Genomic DNA, 13,875 nt, shown 5'->3' with positions numbered 1-13,875 from the left:
GTGAAAATCGGAATTGTCGGCGCAGGTGCCATTGGCGGATATTTTGCGGCCCAGCTGGTTGAGGCGGGATATGAGGTTGTGGTGCTGGCGCGCGGAAAGAACCGCGAGGTGCTTGAGAGCGACGGGCTTACCCTCACGTCGGAAAAAGGCGTTCTCACTGTGAAATTCGCGGCCGTCTCTGACAGTCCGGCGGAGCTTGGTGTTTGCGATGTGGTACTGTTCACGGTAAAGGGGCAGTCAACAGATCAGGCGGCGGAGGATATGCGCCCCATGATCGGCCCCAAAACCGACATTATCAGCCTGCAAAACGGCCTTTACGGGATTGAGCGGCTGGCCGCTAAATATGATGAGGGTCAGCTCTCGCCGGGCATTACGTATATTCCGGCGGTGGTTGAGGCACCGGGGCAGGTGTTGCGAACGGGCAGCCTGACGCGGACAGTTTTCGGTCCCCTCCATCCGCGTGACATGGCGATCCATGATGAACTGGCCGCGGCACTTCAAAAACACGGAACCGATGCCATTGCTCTCAAAGAGCCGATGAAGGAAATCTGGACGAAATATGTCGTTCTGGCGCCCTTTCATCTGATTGGATGCCTGACCCGGTTGCCGGTTGGCGGCTGGATCGGGACGGAGGAAATGCAGGATCTTTTCCTGCGCGCGATGAAGGAAATTTGCGCGCTTGGCCGGGCCAAAGGCGCCGATGTGCCTGATACAATCGCCGAGAAGCAGGTGCATTTCGTCAAGACCACCGCCAACCCGAAAACCAAGGCGTCGATGCTGGAGGATCTGGAGCGGGGCAAGCCGCTGGAGCTGGAAAGCATTGTTGGCTGGGTCTGCCGCGAGAGCAAAAAACTCGGTCTTGAAAGCCCGATCCATGATATGGCCTATGCGCTTCTGCTCGCCCATAAGGACGGAAGACCGACAACCTAACCCACAGGCACCGCAAAGAACGTCACGAAGAGGAGTACCGCCGCGAGTAGGGCGAGCGCGACCCTGTGGCCTGCCTTTTCCGCAACCTCCAGCCCGACAAGGCATTGCAGGAAGTAATAGAAGGCGAAGGCGCGCGAGGCGAGGGCGAGGATCTGGAAGGTATCTGCCGTCCAGGTGAGCAGAATGGCGAAGCCGCAGATAATTACATAGGTAAGCCGGACCGGGAGCCGGTGCCCAGTCATTTCCAGCAGATTGCCCGACGCACTGATGGCGTCGGCGGTGGCGGCGCTGAACTGGCTGAACACGGCCGCGAGTACGAGTGGCGGGGCAAGCCAGAAGGCGGCCTCCTGAGCGAGCTCGATCAGCGCATTGCCGGAGACATCACCGCCCAGAATATGCATTAGCGGCAGAGAGACCGCGACAAACAGAATATAAACCGCGGTGGAGATAAGTTGCGAATTCCGGCTGGCCTTAATGCGGATTTCGGCGCTGAACTCATCGCCGAGATAGCGGGTTGTCTCGAACCCCTGAACGACGATCAGGGTGCCCGCGAGGACCGTCACAATCTCCCAGGCCGAATGATCGGGAAGGGGCGGCAGGGTGACCGACCCGGCGGAGACAACGCCTGCGTCATACCAAGCGAAGCTGCCGATCACCAAGAAGATTATGGCAATGGTCGTAATCAGTGACCAGCGCTCCAGCCCCTCCAGCATCTTGAGGCCCTTGGCGAACCCGATAAACAGGATAAAGGCGATGATCGCGGTGGTCATCATCCGTTCGTTATACTCTGTATTGACCCCGAAAAAGCCAAGGCCGTAGGACGCGAGTATCCGCAGATAAAGCGTCACCGAGATGATATAGGCCGGGATCAGGGCGATATCGGACACCCGCTCGAACAGGGTGAGAAGCCGGGGGCCGCGCCCGGATTTCAACGCCGGTTCCGCCTTGGCGATATTGTGGCGAATGACCATGCCAACCGCATAGGCGATCGCGCAGATCGCCGCCATCGCGAACAGGGAAAAGGGCCCTGTCGTATCCGCCAGAAGTGAAATGATCACCAAAAACCCGCTTCCGAAGATGGAGGCGAGCGGCGTCGTCGTGCCGTGGATAAAGCGGGCGAACGGGCCTTTTGGGTGGGTTGGTGTGCGCATCGGGACCCTTATCGGTTTTCTGATACCCAAGGCCAGTTTGCGGCCCCTAAGGAGCAAGGTAATGATTATTCAGGACTTACGCGAGCTTATTGTCCGTCCGACATTGAACGCACTTCATATGGGCGGTGTGAATGCCGAAAATCTCATCCTCGGTACCGGATTGGTAGAGAGCGGCTTCAGGCATCTCCGGCAAATACGCGGGCCCGCACTCGGCTTCTATCAATGCGAACCCGCGACCTATGACGATATCCTTCACTATCTCGGGCGCCGCCCCGCGCTGCTTCGGCGGCTCCGGCTTCTCATGGCGGGGGAAGGGGTGCCGAAAGTTACCCAGCTTGTCTGGAACCTCAAATTCGCGACCGCGATCTGCCGCATCCATTACTGGCGCAAACCCGGCGCGATCCCCGATAATCTGGAGGGGCAGGCGGCCTATTGGAAGTGCCATTACAACACCGCGCTCGGGCGTGGCACGGTGGAAAAATACCTGGAAAGCGCCCATCCCTTAACAGAAGGAATAACCTCATGAAGACCTATTTGCAGGGTAAGAAAACCTATGTCACGGCGGCCCTCGCCATTATCGCGGCGGTGGGCAGTTATCTGCTCGATGAAATTCCGACGCAGGATATGATCGAGGCGATTTTCGCGGCGCTGACTGCGATGACCATCCGCGCCGCCATCAAAACGGAGGCCACCAAATGAGACGGATAATCATTGCAGCGCTCCTGCTGGGGCTGGCGGCCTGCGCCGCTCCGCTGGGCCAGCTCTCAGCGCGCGATCAGCTGCTCGTCACCTGTGACGGCCTCGCCACCACCATGGGGATCGTGAAGAATTTTATCCTTGATGGCACGATTGATGACCCGAGGACGCTCCGAGATATTCGCGGGGCTTCGGTGATTGTCGAGCAAAGCTGCACCCGCGACACTGACTATATGTCGGCCTTGAACCGTCTTGCGGCGCAATCGGTGATTTTGCTGGAAGCGCGGCTTGCCGCCGAGACTGAAATCGAGGAGAGGAGTTAGCCCATGGAAATCACATCCGCCTCCATCATTGCCCTGATCGAGGGCGGCGCGTTCCTCGTGAACACCGCCCTCCGCGCTCAAAAGGGCGAGCTTAGCCAAGCTGAAATTGACGCCATCCTCAACCATGTGGGGGAGGAGGCGAGCGACCTCCGCCGTGTTATCGACGCCGCGCTTGAAAAGAACGGCTGATCCAAACGAAAAGGGAGGCTCTCACCGGCCTCCCTTTATTATTCCATCAGATTTTCCCGCCTAAAACGCCTTTTCCGGCTGCTCCGGCCAGAGCACGGTGTTGCAGCCTTTACGCTCCGCCAGCTCCTTCACCGAGATATTCCGGTCGATCAGATCGTTGGCCTGACCGGAGGTGGCCGTCTTTCCCGCAAGCTCCGTCGCACGGTCCGTATTCGCCGTATATTCAACATTCAAATCCTGACAGCTCGCTGTTTTGTCACTCTCGCGCAGGTTCGAATAATCTATCGGCGGCTCATTGATCGTGCAGGCAGCGAGGAGGGTGAGGCCGAAAAAGGCGGCGAAGGCTTTCATATCATTCTCCATATGCGATGGTTTATGCCACTCAACCACAGGCGTTTGGCGCCGTCAACTTACCCTTTCCCGCTCACATAATCCGCTGCGGATTTGCCCGCGATCTTGCCGAAAACGGCGCCGTTCATCAGGCCGGTGCCGCCGGGATAGTTGTTATAGAATATCCCGCCAACAAGTTCCCCTGCCGCGAACAGGCCGGGAATGGGGTGATAGTCCGTGCTCTGGACCTTTGCCGCCGTATCGATGCGGAGGCCGCCGAAGGTGAACGTAATCCCGCAGGTGATGGCATAGGCTTCGAATGGCCCCTCGGTCAGCTGGTTGGCCCAATTGCTTTTGGGCAGCGCGAGGCCTTTCGTTGCGCGACCATCTTTCACATTTGGATTAAAGGGAATATCGGTCTGGACGGCGTCGTTATAGGCCTTCACCGTTGCAATAAAACCTTCCGGGTCAACGCCTTCCAGTTTTTGGGCAAGGTCCTCAATTGTGTCGGCGGTGACTTTGGTCACCTCCCGAATGCGGTATTCATCGCGCAGGAGATGGAGCGTTTTCTGATCGAAAATCTGCCAGGCAAAATGACCGGGCTGAGCCAGCACTTCGCGGCCATATTTTGCGTAAGTGTAGTTGCGGAAATCCGCCCCCTCATCAACGAACCGCTCCCCCTTTGCATTCACGATAATACCAAAAGGGTAAGAATGTTTCTGGAATCCGTCACCGACGGCGAGGTCGCCAAACTCCGGCGCGTTCCGTTCCCATCCGACAGCATGACAACCGGACCAGTTGCCGGCGCTGCTGGCGCCGATGTCCATCGCCATGCGAATGCCGTCGCCGGTGTTATAGGGGGTGCCGCGAACTTTTGCGAGATCCCAGTTCGGCCCGAGATACCGCGTGCGCATTTCGGTATTCGCCTGAAAACCACCAGCGGCAAGGATAACGGATTTTGCGGAAACCTCCTCGATCTTGCCGTTGCGGCGTATTTTCACGCCGGTGACGCCCGCGCCATCGGTGAGCAGTTCCAGTGCGCGCGCCTCATACCAAACATCGATGCCGCGTTTTTTGGCAGAGCTTATCAGTGCCTCCACCAGGCCAGGACCACCGCCCCAGGCCTCCACGGTAAGCCCGCCCCAGAATTTGAACTTCCCGTCCACCTTGAACGCCTGCCGCCCGTAGATCGGCACGAAGCGCACGCCCTTCTCGCGCATCCAGCGGATGGTGGAAAAGCTTTGCCGTACAAGGGTTTCGCAAAGGTCCGGGTCGGTGCGGTGCTGCGTCACGCGGAACATATCATCGAAGAACTGATCTTCGGTATAGGTGCCGAAATCGGTGGTGGCGATCTCGTTTTCCGTGAGGTCTGGCATCACGGCCTGTAAATCCTCAAGGCCGTTATAGGCGAAGCGGATTGCGCCGGCGGTAAAGCGCGAGTTGCCGCCGCTCACGTCCTCTGGAGCGCATTCCAGGACGAGCACGCGTGCACCGTTTTCTTCGGCGCTTAGCGCGGCGCAAAGGGCGGCGTTTCCCGCGCCCACAACCACGACATCATATTGGCTGTCCGCCATTATCTTTCCCCTTCAATCATTTTCAGCAGCACCGGGAAATATTCCGCGCCGTATCCGGCCGCGCTTGTTTTTTCCAGCATTTCTTTCGCAAGCTCTCCGGCGGGTGATTTGATGCCTGCATCTGCCGCCAGTTCAAGCGCATAGGTAATATCCTTGGTGGCATAATCCGTGCCAAACGCGCCAACCGGGAAGGTGCGCGGCAGCATCGCCTTCTTTACATGGTTGCGGAGCGCGAAGCTGTCCGCAGATCCTTTCGAGAGCGTCTCGACCAGCAGTTCGCGGTCCACTCCTGCGCGCTCCCCGATGGTCAGCGCCTCGCCGAGCGCGACGACGGACTGGATCAGCAGCATATTGTTCAGGAGCTTGACCACCTGACCCGTCCCCACATCGCCGCAATGGGTGATATCGGTTGCGGCGGCGGCGAGATAGGGTTGGATTGTCTCGAAGGTATCCTCATCGCTGCCGACCATAATGCTCAAGGTGCCGTCAATGGCAGCCTGCCGGGTGCGGGCGACCGGTGCATCGGCAAAAATCATACCCTTTTCTTCGAGGGCGGCCGCCACCTTTCGCGCGATGGCGACAGGGCAGGTGCTCATATCGACGATGATCTGGCCTTTGCTCCCATTCTCAAGAAGGCCGTCTGGCCCCAGAATGATTTTTTCCACCTCCGTTCCGCCGGGGAGGGAGAGGAAAATGATATCGGCAGATTTCGCAAGCTCCGCCAAGGATGGCGCTCGGGTTGCGCCATCTGCTTCCAGCCGCGCGACAGGCCCCTCGGAGATATCGAACACGGTCATGGTGCCGAGGTCTGCTTTCGTCATATTGCGGCACATGGGCTCGCCCATGACCCCAAGGCCGACAAATCCGAGTGCGTTGTTGTCCGTCATCTTGTTTCCTTATCGTCGGGTGTTTGTCTTAAGTTCCGAGGCCACCAAGATAGATGCTCTTGGTCTGCTGATAGGCGCGGAGGCCTTGAATGCCTTTCTCTCGCCCAAGACCACTTTCTTTATAGCCACCGAAGGGCGAAGCGATGCTGAGCTGCTTGTAGGTATTGATCCAGACGGTTCCCGCCTTGATCTCGCCCGCCACCCGCCAGGCTTTCGTGAGATCCTGGCTCCAGATCCCGCAGGCGAGACCGAAGACTGTATCGTTCGCCTGTTCAATGAGATTCTCTTCTGACGTGAAGGGCAGGACGACGAGGACGTTGCCGAAGATTTCCTCCTGACAAACGGGGGAACTATGATCCAACCCATCAATGATTGTTGGCAGGTAATAGGCACCGTCGCTATATTCTGGTCCATCAGGGCGCGTGCCGCCCAGGACAACTCGTCCGCCGTCTTTTTTTGCTATCTCCACATATCTTTCGATCCGCGATCGCTGCGTGTCTGACGCCATGGGGCCGATATTGCTCTCCTCATCGAGCGGCGGCCCGACTTTCAGTTTTTTCGAGACCGCGACGAGACGGTCCATAAACTCATCATATATGCTTTGCTCGACGAAGAGGCGGGACCCGGCAACGCAGGACTGCCCGCCGGAGCCGAATATGGCCGAAGAAACATCGGCAGCGGCCTTGTCGAGATCGGCATCGGCGAAGACAACGGTCGGCGATTTGCCACCAAGCTCCAATATGGTCGGGATAAAGCGGCCCGCTACTGCTTCGGCAATCGCGCGGCCCGCATTGGTGCCGCCGGTGAAGGAGACCATGGCGAGATCGGGGTGATTGATAATCGCTTCGCCAACCGTGTGATCACCGGGGAGCACGCTTAAAAGCCCCTCTGGCAGACCTGCATCGATAAAGGCGCGGGCAAGCTCGATAGAAACCAATGTTGTGAGTTCCGACGGTTTCAGAATGACGGCATTGCCGGCCGCCAGCGCCGGGGCAATTTTTTGCGCCGCCATAGTGAGGGGGAATTCCACGGCGTAATCGCCGCGACGACGCCCAAGGGTTCATGGGTCGTAACGGAGAGATACGGGCCGCGGGGGGCGGGGCCTCTGCCTCCACCGTTTCGCAGACGGAGGCGAAATAACGGACAATCCCCGCCGCCGCGCTTACCTGCCCTAGAGATTCTTTCAGTGTTTTGCCATTCTCGGATGTCTGCAACCCGGCGAGTGTCTCTTTGCGTTCCAGCATTAACTCGGCGGCCTTGAACAGGACGCTGGCCCGTTCATGGGGCGGGCGGGCAAACCAGTTATTTTTTGAAAGTGCCGCCATCGCCTGAGTGACGGCAAGGTCAACCTGTTCGGTCGATGCCATCCTGATCTCGGTAATGAGGGAACCGTCCGCCGGGTTCGTTACAGCGAGTATTCCTCCCGCTCCCTGCATCTCTTTCCCGGCAAGCAGCATTGTTTTTTTTATTATTGTCATAGTTCCCTCATATCGCTTGCAACAAAAAGACTACATCGCTTCTATTAATATGATAAATAATAATTTCATGCTTATTGATATGAATTCTGTATAAATATAGGAGGTGGGATGTATCGGCATTTTCAGGCCTTTGTCGCGGTGGCGCGGCATCTGCATTTCACCCGCGCGGCAGAGGAAATTCATATCACCCAGCCGTCGCTCTCGCTGCTGATCCGGCAGTTGGAAGAAAGGCTGAACGTCAAGTTGATCACGCGCAGCACACGGCAGGTCGCCCTGACCGAGATGGGCAAGACCTTTCTGCCGCTTGCCGAAAATGCGGTGAGTGACCTTGAGTCTGCCGTCCGACATATGAAGGACCTCTCCGATCTTCAGGCGGGTAAGGTGACCGTCGCGGCCTTCCCCTCAGTCGCGGCGAACCAGCTTCCACCGATCCTAGTGGCATACCACCGGCAATATCCGAAGGTGAAGGTGCAGGTTGTCGATGGGATATGGGGAACGGTTGTCGATACAGTGCGCGCCGGCATTGCCGATTTCGGTGTCGGGTCCGAGCCACCGGAGATGGAGAATCTCTCATTTCAGAAAATCTATGATGACGAGATTATGCTGCTTGCCAAGAAGGACCACCCGCTCGCAGGCAGGAAAAGCCTTCACTGGCAGGAGATTGACGGGGAAGAGATCGTCGTCCTCTCGGCGGACACGGGTGTTCGCCAGAGCATCGATGCCGCCCTTATGGGCACCGGGATAACGCTTAATCCGATTATGGAGCCGGCGCTCGTGCAGACGGCGGCGGCGCTGGTCGTGGCGGGGGCGGGGCTTGGCGTTATTCTCTCCTCTTACCTGACTGCGGTGCAGATGGACGGCCTTGTTGCGATCCCGCTTACAAAACCAAATATCCCGCGTCCCGTCGGAATTATCACCCGCTGCAACTGGCAGCTAACTCCCGCCGCTGAGGTTATGCTGGAGATGGTGGCGGCCAGCCTCAACACAAAAAAAGCCTCCGGAATTTCTTCCGAAGGCTTTTGAATTGGCTCCCCGAGCAGGACTCGAACCTGCGACAGGCTGATTAACAGTCAGCTGCTCTACCAACTGAGCTATCGGGGATCAGGGCCCGAATTATATCGGGTTGGCGGCTTATAGCAATTGCGATTACCCCTGCCAAGCCTTGATTTACCAAATCGGCAAAAAATTTGCCTATATCCGGTCTGAGAGTAGGCCAGCGTTAATCCTGTCCGTGCGCGGCGGAGATTTTCTTGTCCGTATTATACTGGCTCAGCGCATAGACAGCCCAGATCGCAGCGGAATCCAGCCGATCAATGTGATTTGCAGGATCAGACAGATAATCCCCTGAAACGGCTTGCCAATGGTGAAGAAAACCAGAAACGGCAAGATAAGCGCGATAATCAGTCTCATGACAACTCCCTTGAATAATAATACTGCAGCGCAGCTTACCCAACATCGTGCTGCTTGGCAAATGAAGGCGGCGGGGAAAGTAGTAATTTTCCGGGCTTGGCGGCCTTCGGCTTGCGGCGGTGCAGCGCATCTGGCGGCACCACAATCAGGACGCGGAAAGCCGCGCATCTGTGAGATATTCAGCGTAAAATTCGGGAAAAATTGGAGGCCTGGACCGGAATCGAACCGGTGTACACGGATTTGCAATCCGCTGCGTCACCACTCCGCCACCAGGCCTCTAAATATGTGGTGTGTTGCTCGAAAGCCTTGGCGTTGTAAGGCTTTCGGCAAGGGAGTGTCAAGCGCAACAATCGGCGCGGCTGGCTGCAGCGGAACAGGGGTTCAGGAGGTACCTTTTCCATTCCCTTGGAAATGATCCATCGGGCCATAAAGCTTTGTGATTTCGGCGAATTCATCCTGGTCGAAGAAGGCGCACGTGCCCTCGGTGAAGCTTTTCGCAACCTCCAGCGTGAAGCGCGCCGCAGCCTCGACATCGGTGAGATGGGTCGCACCCGTTGCACAGCCTGCTACCGGCACTTCCGTCGTGATGGCGACACCAACAACCGGGGCTTCCGTCGCGGTGGAGGGCTGCAGAATGCTGTTCAGGTGATAGAGGCCGTTCCCATAGGGGGTGATGTCCTGCTGGGTGAGTGCAAATACATGCGGCATCTTGCCCGTCACCTGCGCCATGAGATCAAGCAGGTCGTCGCTGGTCTTCAGGATATAGCCCGACTTCACGGTCGGGGAGATTGCAAAGCCGCGGTGATTGAGGATCTTGTTGCCCTTGGTCGTATCAACGGAGAGGATCGCGTCCATCTCCTTGGAGACTTCCCACTCGTTCTTGATTTCCATCGGGATGGGCGAATCCATAAATGGCACCGGCTTGTGCGGTCGGGTTGGGGCGTTGGGGCAGATATGGGTGGTGATAATAACATCGCCCGCCACCCGATCGCCCTGCGCCGCCATCTTGCCAAGTTTCGCTGCCGCTGCCAGCACCGCGAGGGCACCATCGCCGTCAGAGACAAAGCCGATCCGTTCCGGGCGGGCGCCGATGCCGCCGAGTCGACCGATAATGCCGAATGTCGGGGCATCTCCGCCGCCTGCGCGTCCGTTTGTGCCGGGGATAGTAATGCGGATGAAGTCCGTCGCCCCCTTGTCGGAAGTGGCGCGCTTGATCTCGCACTCGACCTTCCCGGTTTCTATGAGATAGTCCCGCACCACAGCACCACTGGCCGATGGTGCATCCAGAAGTTCAAAAATATCAATGATTTGTTTCAGCATGTCTCATATTCTTTTTGTTACTAAATCCCAGCCTGAAATTTAAACCGCGTGCGCGAAGGTTGAATATGAGGGTGACTACGTACCTGCGAAATGTTGACTAGAGCATCAGCACCTGACGGATGAGGCCTGAGACTGTGGTAACGCCGAGCTTTTTCATCACCCGGCTGCGGTGGATTTCCACGGTCCGATGGCTGATATCGAGGGTGCGGGCGATTTCCTTGTTGGAGAGGCCAGCGACCACATTCTCCGCAACTTCAAGTTCACGGCGGGTCAGCTGCGGATAGGCTTGCGCCATCCGCACGGCGAGATTCTTCTTCTCGCGCGGACGGGTATCGGTCATGGAGTTGAGCTGCATCCGCAGGGAACTACTGAGGATATTGCGTGCGGTGGCAACGGGTTTTCCGCTCTGGGCGCTGACTTTCCGGGCCATCTCCCCTGAATAGGCCATACTGTACATGACGATGAAGTCGCAGTTCTTGAGGTTACGCGTTATGTCGTCGATATTCCCGCTCGGGCCGGGCAGGGTATAGCTGACCGACTGGCGGATCGCTGAACCATGGGTGAAGATATTCTCGGTTCCCTGCAGATCGACGGAATAGATGATGCCGACGCGGCAGCCCACCATGGTGAGGGATTGAACCCAGGATTCTACAATGGTTTGCGCGTTGAGCAAGGGGGTCTTGGTCGTGATTTCATTGCGCAGGCCCGTACTGACGACAACGATGAAATCGTAATTTTCCTTGTCCAGCCGCTCGCAGAGTGCCGCAATCCGCCGCTCCACAATATCCGCAGAGACGATCTTGTATTCCCCGTTGGCGAAGCGCGTATGCAGCGTTATCTGGTTGGGCGCCTGAGGAAGGCCGTCAAACTCGGCCGGGTCGATCCCGTCAAGGGCGCCGAACTCCTCGACAATGATCTGGGTGTCGAGTTGCCGAATGAGCTGTGGCACGATGTCCGGACGCGGCGCCTGACCGATGGTGACAAAAGCAATTCTCGGCAGCCGTGCCATCTTTAACCCTTCATGGAAAACATTGTTATATACGCCCCGGCGCGCGGAATTCATGGCGTCCAACATGTGTAAGGGCTTTTACGTATTTAACGAAACTGTCACAAGGTTCAAACTTCTCACACTGGATAAAGCGATTTTCAGAAAAATCAGGGGGCGAGTCAATACGCATGGAACAGATACGAGGCAAAAGGCTGGCACTGGTAACCATCGGACAGGCGCCCCGGGTTGATATTACCCCGGACATGATGCGCGGCTTCGAAGATACTTACGATATTACCGAGTTTGGCGCCCTTGACGGCATGACCCGGGAAGAAGTGGCCGCGCTCGCCCCGAAGGACGGGGAGGAACGGCTGGTAAGTCGTATGGTCGATGGGGAGGAGGTTGTCTGCTCCCACGCTGCGATTGAGGCTCGGCTTGCCGATCTGTTCGCTCGTATTGATGCGGATGAGTTCGATGCAATCCTGATGCTGTGTTCGGGCAAGCTGACTGAGGCGAGCCATAAGCTACCCGTCTTTTCACCTTATGATACACTGAATACCGAAATTGCCGAAAGCCGCGCGCGCGGTGACGTGATCGGCATGATCTCCCCGCTGGCTGAGCAGATGGAGAAAAATGAGTCCCTGTTCGACAAGCCTGAAGAGGCGCGTTTCGCTCATGTATCGCCCTATGGCGGCGGTGAATTCGAGACGGTGGGCGAGGCGCTTAACGACACCGACGTCATTATCATGAACTGCATGGGCTTTGATAGCGAGATGGCCGCGAAGGTTGAAAAGGCCGCCGCCGTGCCAACGCTGACCGTTCGGCAGATTTTCATGAAGCATATCGAACGGGCGCTATCGAAGGATGCTGCGGCCTGAACGCCGTCGCCCGCGTGATCCATAATAATAACGGGAATACTGTGCAAGAATTCAACCTGGAGGAAGAAAGAATGAAAGACTTAAGCAGACGTAGTTTTGGCCGGCTGGTGAAAGCCTGCGCCGTTGCGGGACTGGCCGTTGCCAGCCTGGGCGCGGCGATGGAACCGGCGACTGCCTTTGAGCGCGTGGACGGGGGCAAGATTCTCGTTATTGCCGGTCGGCAGCCGGTGTCCACCTTGGACCCGAGCATTAAATACAACGCGTCCATTCGCAGCCTGCAACAGGCACTTTATGATGCGCTGGTAAAATATGAAGACACCCCGCCGACGGTGAAGCCCTGGCTCGCCGAGAGCTGGGAATCCAGTGAAGATGGCAAGACATGGACCTTCAATCTGGTCAAAGATGCCAAGTTCCATAGCGGTAATCCGGTTAACGCGGAAGCGATCAAATACAGCTTCACCCGGACGCTGGAACTTAACAAGGGTCCTGCCTGGATGCTGTCCGACTTCCTGAAGCCCGAAGGGATTGAGGTGGTTGACGACTACACTGTAAAATTCAATCTTGAAAAGCCTTATGCGGCGTTTCTGTCCTTCCTGCCTTGGTGGTACATCATGGACCCGGCGGTTGTGAATGCTCATGTTGAGGATGATGACTATGGCCAGAAATGGATGACCGAAAATGAAGCCGGAAGCGGCCCCTACAAGCTGAAACGCTTCGATCAGGGCACGCTCTATGAGGTGGAACGGGTCAAGGATTACTGGAAAGGCGATGGCGGCTCCAATATCGAGGGGATCGTTTACAAGCTGATGCGGGAAACTTCCGCCCAGCGCGCGGCCCTGATGACCGGCAAAGCGGATATCGTGCTTGACCTTTCTCCTGATGAATTTGATCAGGTGGCCAAAGCCAAGGGCATCAAAACCTCGACCGAACCGGCTTTGACTGCGTTTGGCCTGAAGTTCAACACCAAGGGCAAATATATGTCCGACAAAAACCTGCGCAAAGCGGTGGCCTATGCCTTCGATTATGATGCGTTGATTGCTATCTTCAACGGCAAGGCGGTTCTGCAGACGAGCCCCTTTACCGATGATATCAAGGGCAAGATCGAGGTGCCGGGCATTGCGCGCCATGACATGGAAAAAGCCAAGGAATATCTGGCGAAATCCCAGTGGCCTGAAGGCGGAATTGAACTTGAATACGTCTATGTTCAGGGTCTCGAGATTGAGCGTTTGATGGGTCTCGTGCTGATCGATAATCTGAAGCCGCTCAATATCACCGTGAAAATGGTGCCGCTGACCTGGCCGAACCTGGTTGCCCGTGGATCGAAGCCGGAAACATCGGCAGACATGATGGCGATTTTTGCAACGCCGGTTTCTACCGACCCGGATGCAGTGGCCTATCAGTATCACCCCGAATCTTGGGGTAAATACTATGGCTCGCATTTCTACGACAATCCGAAGGTTACGGAACTGATCGAGAAGGCCCGCTACACCACTGATTGGGAAGAACGCGCCCCGATGTATGCGGAAATCCAGAAAATGATCGTTGAGGATCAGCCGGAAATCTTCGGCATGATGCGTAAGCGTCTCATCGCCTACCGCGATTATGTGACGGGTTTCTCCTATACTCCGGTCCGGATGACGTCTGAGGTTGATTATTACGGCCTCGGTATCGGAAAATAACGTCGAAACTGTTCTGCCGGGTCTATACTGATCCGGCAGAAC

At 56.9% G+C, this 13,875-nt stretch carries 15 protein-coding genes, 2 tRNA genes and 2 pseudogenes; 8 read left to right on the top strand and 11 right to left on the bottom strand.

The genetic code is table 11. The features are described from left to right. Entirely contained in the window at nucleotides 1-930 is a 930-nt protein-coding gene (locus AC0L73_RS03230; protein WP_473654844.1) for a ketopantoate reductase family protein, read from the top strand. On the opposite strand, the gene AC0L73_RS03225 is transcribed toward AC0L73_RS03230, so the two are convergent. Next, nucleotides 927-2,081, bottom strand: a complete 1,155-nt coding sequence (locus AC0L73_RS03225) for a hypothetical protein (RefSeq protein ID WP_473654843.1) — start codon at nucleotides 2,079-2,081, stop codon at nucleotides 927-929. The genes AC0L73_RS03230 and AC0L73_RS03225 overlap by 4 nt on opposite strands. Nucleotides 2,082-2,142: 61 nt before the next feature. Between AC0L73_RS03225 and AC0L73_RS03220 the strand changes: the two genes are divergently transcribed. The 4 genes from AC0L73_RS03220 to AC0L73_RS03205 are packed head-to-tail and all read left to right on the top strand — an operon-like array spanning nucleotide 2,143 to nucleotide 3,289. Further along, nucleotides 2,143-2,607, top strand: a complete 465-nt coding sequence (locus AC0L73_RS03220) for a hypothetical protein (protein WP_227950381.1) — start codon at nucleotides 2,143-2,145, stop codon at nucleotides 2,605-2,607. Continuing rightward, nucleotides 2,604-2,780 carry a hypothetical protein gene (locus tag AC0L73_RS03215; protein WP_227950383.1) on the top strand — a complete coding sequence of 59 codons (177 nt, stop codon included), beginning with the start codon at nucleotides 2,604-2,606 and terminating at the stop codon, nucleotides 2,778-2,780. Before AC0L73_RS03220 ends, AC0L73_RS03215 begins: the two co-directional genes overlap by 4 nt. After that, entirely contained in the window at nucleotides 2,777-3,100 is a 324-nt protein-coding gene (locus tag AC0L73_RS03210) for a hypothetical protein (RefSeq protein ID WP_227950385.1), read from the top strand. Before AC0L73_RS03215 ends, AC0L73_RS03210 begins: the two co-directional genes overlap by 4 nt. Before the next feature lie 3 nt (nucleotides 3,101-3,103). Further along, the gene (locus tag AC0L73_RS03205; RefSeq protein ID WP_227950387.1) at nucleotides 3,104-3,289 is read left to right on the top strand and encodes a hypothetical protein; all 186 of its coding nucleotides are present in this window, start codon (nucleotides 3,104-3,106) and stop codon (nucleotides 3,287-3,289) included. Between the two features lie 60 nt (nucleotides 3,290-3,349). On the opposite strand, the gene AC0L73_RS03200 is transcribed toward AC0L73_RS03205, so the two are convergent. The 5 genes and pseudogenes from AC0L73_RS03200 to AC0L73_RS03180 form a co-directional block, all read right to left on the bottom strand. Then, nucleotides 3,350-3,640 (bottom strand): hypothetical protein, encoded by a 291-nt coding sequence (locus AC0L73_RS03200; protein ID WP_473654842.1) that lies wholly within the window; start codon nucleotides 3,638-3,640, stop codon nucleotides 3,350-3,352. A gap of 59 nt (nucleotides 3,641-3,699) precedes the next feature. Further along, nucleotides 3,700-5,193, bottom strand: a complete 1,494-nt coding sequence (tcuA, locus tag AC0L73_RS03195; RefSeq protein WP_473654841.1) for an FAD-dependent tricarballylate dehydrogenase TcuA — start codon at nucleotides 5,191-5,193, stop codon at nucleotides 3,700-3,702. Continuing rightward, nucleotides 5,193-6,080: an NAD(P)-dependent oxidoreductase gene (locus AC0L73_RS03190; RefSeq protein ID WP_473654840.1), complete on the bottom strand. Its 888-nt coding sequence runs from the start codon at nucleotides 6,078-6,080 to the stop codon at nucleotides 5,193-5,195. Before AC0L73_RS03190 ends, tcuA begins: the two co-directional genes overlap by 1 nt. Nucleotides 6,081-6,108: 28 nt before the next feature. Continuing rightward, entirely contained in the window at nucleotides 6,109-7,110 is a 1,002-nt protein-coding gene (locus AC0L73_RS03185; RefSeq protein ID WP_473654839.1) for an aldehyde dehydrogenase family protein, read from the bottom strand. 127 nt (nucleotides 7,111-7,237) lie between these two features. Beyond that, a pseudogene (locus AC0L73_RS03180) lies at nucleotides 7,238-7,447 on the bottom strand (aldehyde dehydrogenase family protein); the annotation flags it as partial. Between the two features lie 219 nt (nucleotides 7,448-7,666). On the opposite strand from AC0L73_RS03180, the gene AC0L73_RS03175 reads away from it, so the two are divergent. Then, nucleotides 7,667-8,581 carry a LysR family transcriptional regulator gene (locus AC0L73_RS03175; protein WP_473654838.1) on the top strand — a complete coding sequence of 305 codons (915 nt, stop codon included), beginning with the start codon at nucleotides 7,667-7,669 and terminating at the stop codon, nucleotides 8,579-8,581. A 2-nt stretch (nucleotides 8,582-8,583) separates the two neighbouring features. Here AC0L73_RS03175 and AC0L73_RS03170 read toward each other — a convergent pair. The 5 genes and pseudogenes from AC0L73_RS03170 to AC0L73_RS03150 all read right to left on the bottom strand — a co-directional run bounded on the left by AC0L73_RS03170 (nucleotide 8,584) and on the right by AC0L73_RS03150 (nucleotide 11,297). Beyond that, nucleotides 8,584-8,659 (bottom strand) — tRNA-Asn (locus AC0L73_RS03170). Nucleotides 8,660-8,777: 118 nt separating this feature from the next. After that, nucleotides 8,778-8,968 (bottom strand): annotated as a pseudogene (locus tag AC0L73_RS03165) (YqaE/Pmp3 family membrane protein). A gap of 202 nt (nucleotides 8,969-9,170) precedes the next feature. Next, nucleotides 9,171-9,244: transfer RNA gene (locus AC0L73_RS03160), tRNA-Cys, on the bottom strand. 105 nt (nucleotides 9,245-9,349) lie between these two features. Then, entirely contained in the window at nucleotides 9,350-10,288 is a 939-nt protein-coding gene (locus AC0L73_RS03155) for a DUF1177 domain-containing protein (RefSeq protein WP_227950402.1), read from the bottom strand. 97 nt (nucleotides 10,289-10,385) lie between these two features. Next, entirely contained in the window at nucleotides 10,386-11,297 is a 912-nt protein-coding gene (locus AC0L73_RS03150) for an AroM family protein (RefSeq protein WP_227950404.1), read from the bottom strand. Nucleotides 11,298-11,464: 167 nt separating this feature from the next. Between AC0L73_RS03150 and AC0L73_RS03145 the strand changes: the two genes are divergently transcribed. Further along, the gene (locus AC0L73_RS03145) at nucleotides 11,465-12,154 is read left to right on the top strand and encodes an AroM family protein (RefSeq protein WP_227950406.1); all 690 of its coding nucleotides are present in this window, start codon (nucleotides 11,465-11,467) and stop codon (nucleotides 12,152-12,154) included. A 71-nt stretch (nucleotides 12,155-12,225) separates the two neighbouring features. After that, complete coding sequence (locus AC0L73_RS03140; RefSeq protein WP_227950408.1) at nucleotides 12,226-13,833, top strand: ABC transporter substrate-binding protein; 1,608 nt, start codon at nucleotides 12,226-12,228, stop codon at nucleotides 13,831-13,833. The last annotated feature ends 42 nt before the right edge of the window (nucleotides 13,834-13,875 follow it).

It is taken from the genome of Sneathiella sp. D3-11 (genome assembly GCF_055809395.1).
Note: the sequence above shows the minus strand (reverse complement) of the source record. Positions and strands in the feature narration are given on the sequence as shown.

What these genes read in the sequence shown, in the direction of transcription:
- AC0L73_RS03215 (WP_227950383.1), top strand. Translation starts at nt 2,604, where the DNA reads ATGAAGACCTATTTGCAGGGTAAGAAAACCTATGTCACGGCGGCCCTC.
- AC0L73_RS03175 (WP_473654838.1), top strand. Translation starts at nt 7,667, where the DNA reads ATGTATCGGCATTTTCAGGCCTTTGTCGCGGTGGCGCGGCATCTGCAT.
- AC0L73_RS03140 (WP_227950408.1), top strand. Translation starts at nt 12,226, where the DNA reads ATGAAAGACTTAAGCAGACGTAGTTTTGGCCGGCTGGTGAAAGCCTGC.
- AC0L73_RS03205 (WP_227950387.1), top strand. Translation starts at nt 3,104, where the DNA reads ATGGAAATCACATCCGCCTCCATCATTGCCCTGATCGAGGGCGGCGCG.
- AC0L73_RS03145 (WP_227950406.1), top strand. Translation starts at nt 11,465, where the DNA reads ATGGAACAGATACGAGGCAAAAGGCTGGCACTGGTAACCATCGGACAG.
- AC0L73_RS03190 (WP_473654840.1), bottom strand. Translation starts at nt 6,080, where the DNA reads ATGACGGACAACAACGCACTCGGATTTGTCGGCCTTGGGGTCATGGGC.
- AC0L73_RS03210 (WP_227950385.1), top strand. Translation starts at nt 2,777, where the DNA reads ATGAGACGGATAATCATTGCAGCGCTCCTGCTGGGGCTGGCGGCCTGC.
- AC0L73_RS03225 (WP_473654843.1), bottom strand. Translation starts at nt 2,081, where the DNA reads ATGCGCACACCAACCCACCCAAAAGGCCCGTTCGCCCGCTTTATCCAC.
- AC0L73_RS03155 (WP_227950402.1), bottom strand. Translation starts at nt 10,288, where the DNA reads ATGCTGAAACAAATCATTGATATTTTTGAACTTCTGGATGCACCATCG.
- AC0L73_RS03150 (WP_227950404.1), bottom strand. Translation starts at nt 11,297, where the DNA reads ATGGCACGGCTGCCGAGAATTGCTTTTGTCACCATCGGTCAGGCGCCG.
- AC0L73_RS03200 (WP_473654842.1), bottom strand. Translation starts at nt 3,640, where the DNA reads ATGAAAGCCTTCGCCGCCTTTTTCGGCCTCACCCTCCTCGCTGCCTGC.
- AC0L73_RS03220 (WP_227950381.1), top strand. Translation starts at nt 2,143, where the DNA reads ATGATTATTCAGGACTTACGCGAGCTTATTGTCCGTCCGACATTGAAC.
- tcuA (WP_473654841.1), bottom strand. Translation starts at nt 5,193, where the DNA reads ATGGCGGACAGCCAATATGATGTCGTGGTTGTGGGCGCGGGAAACGCC.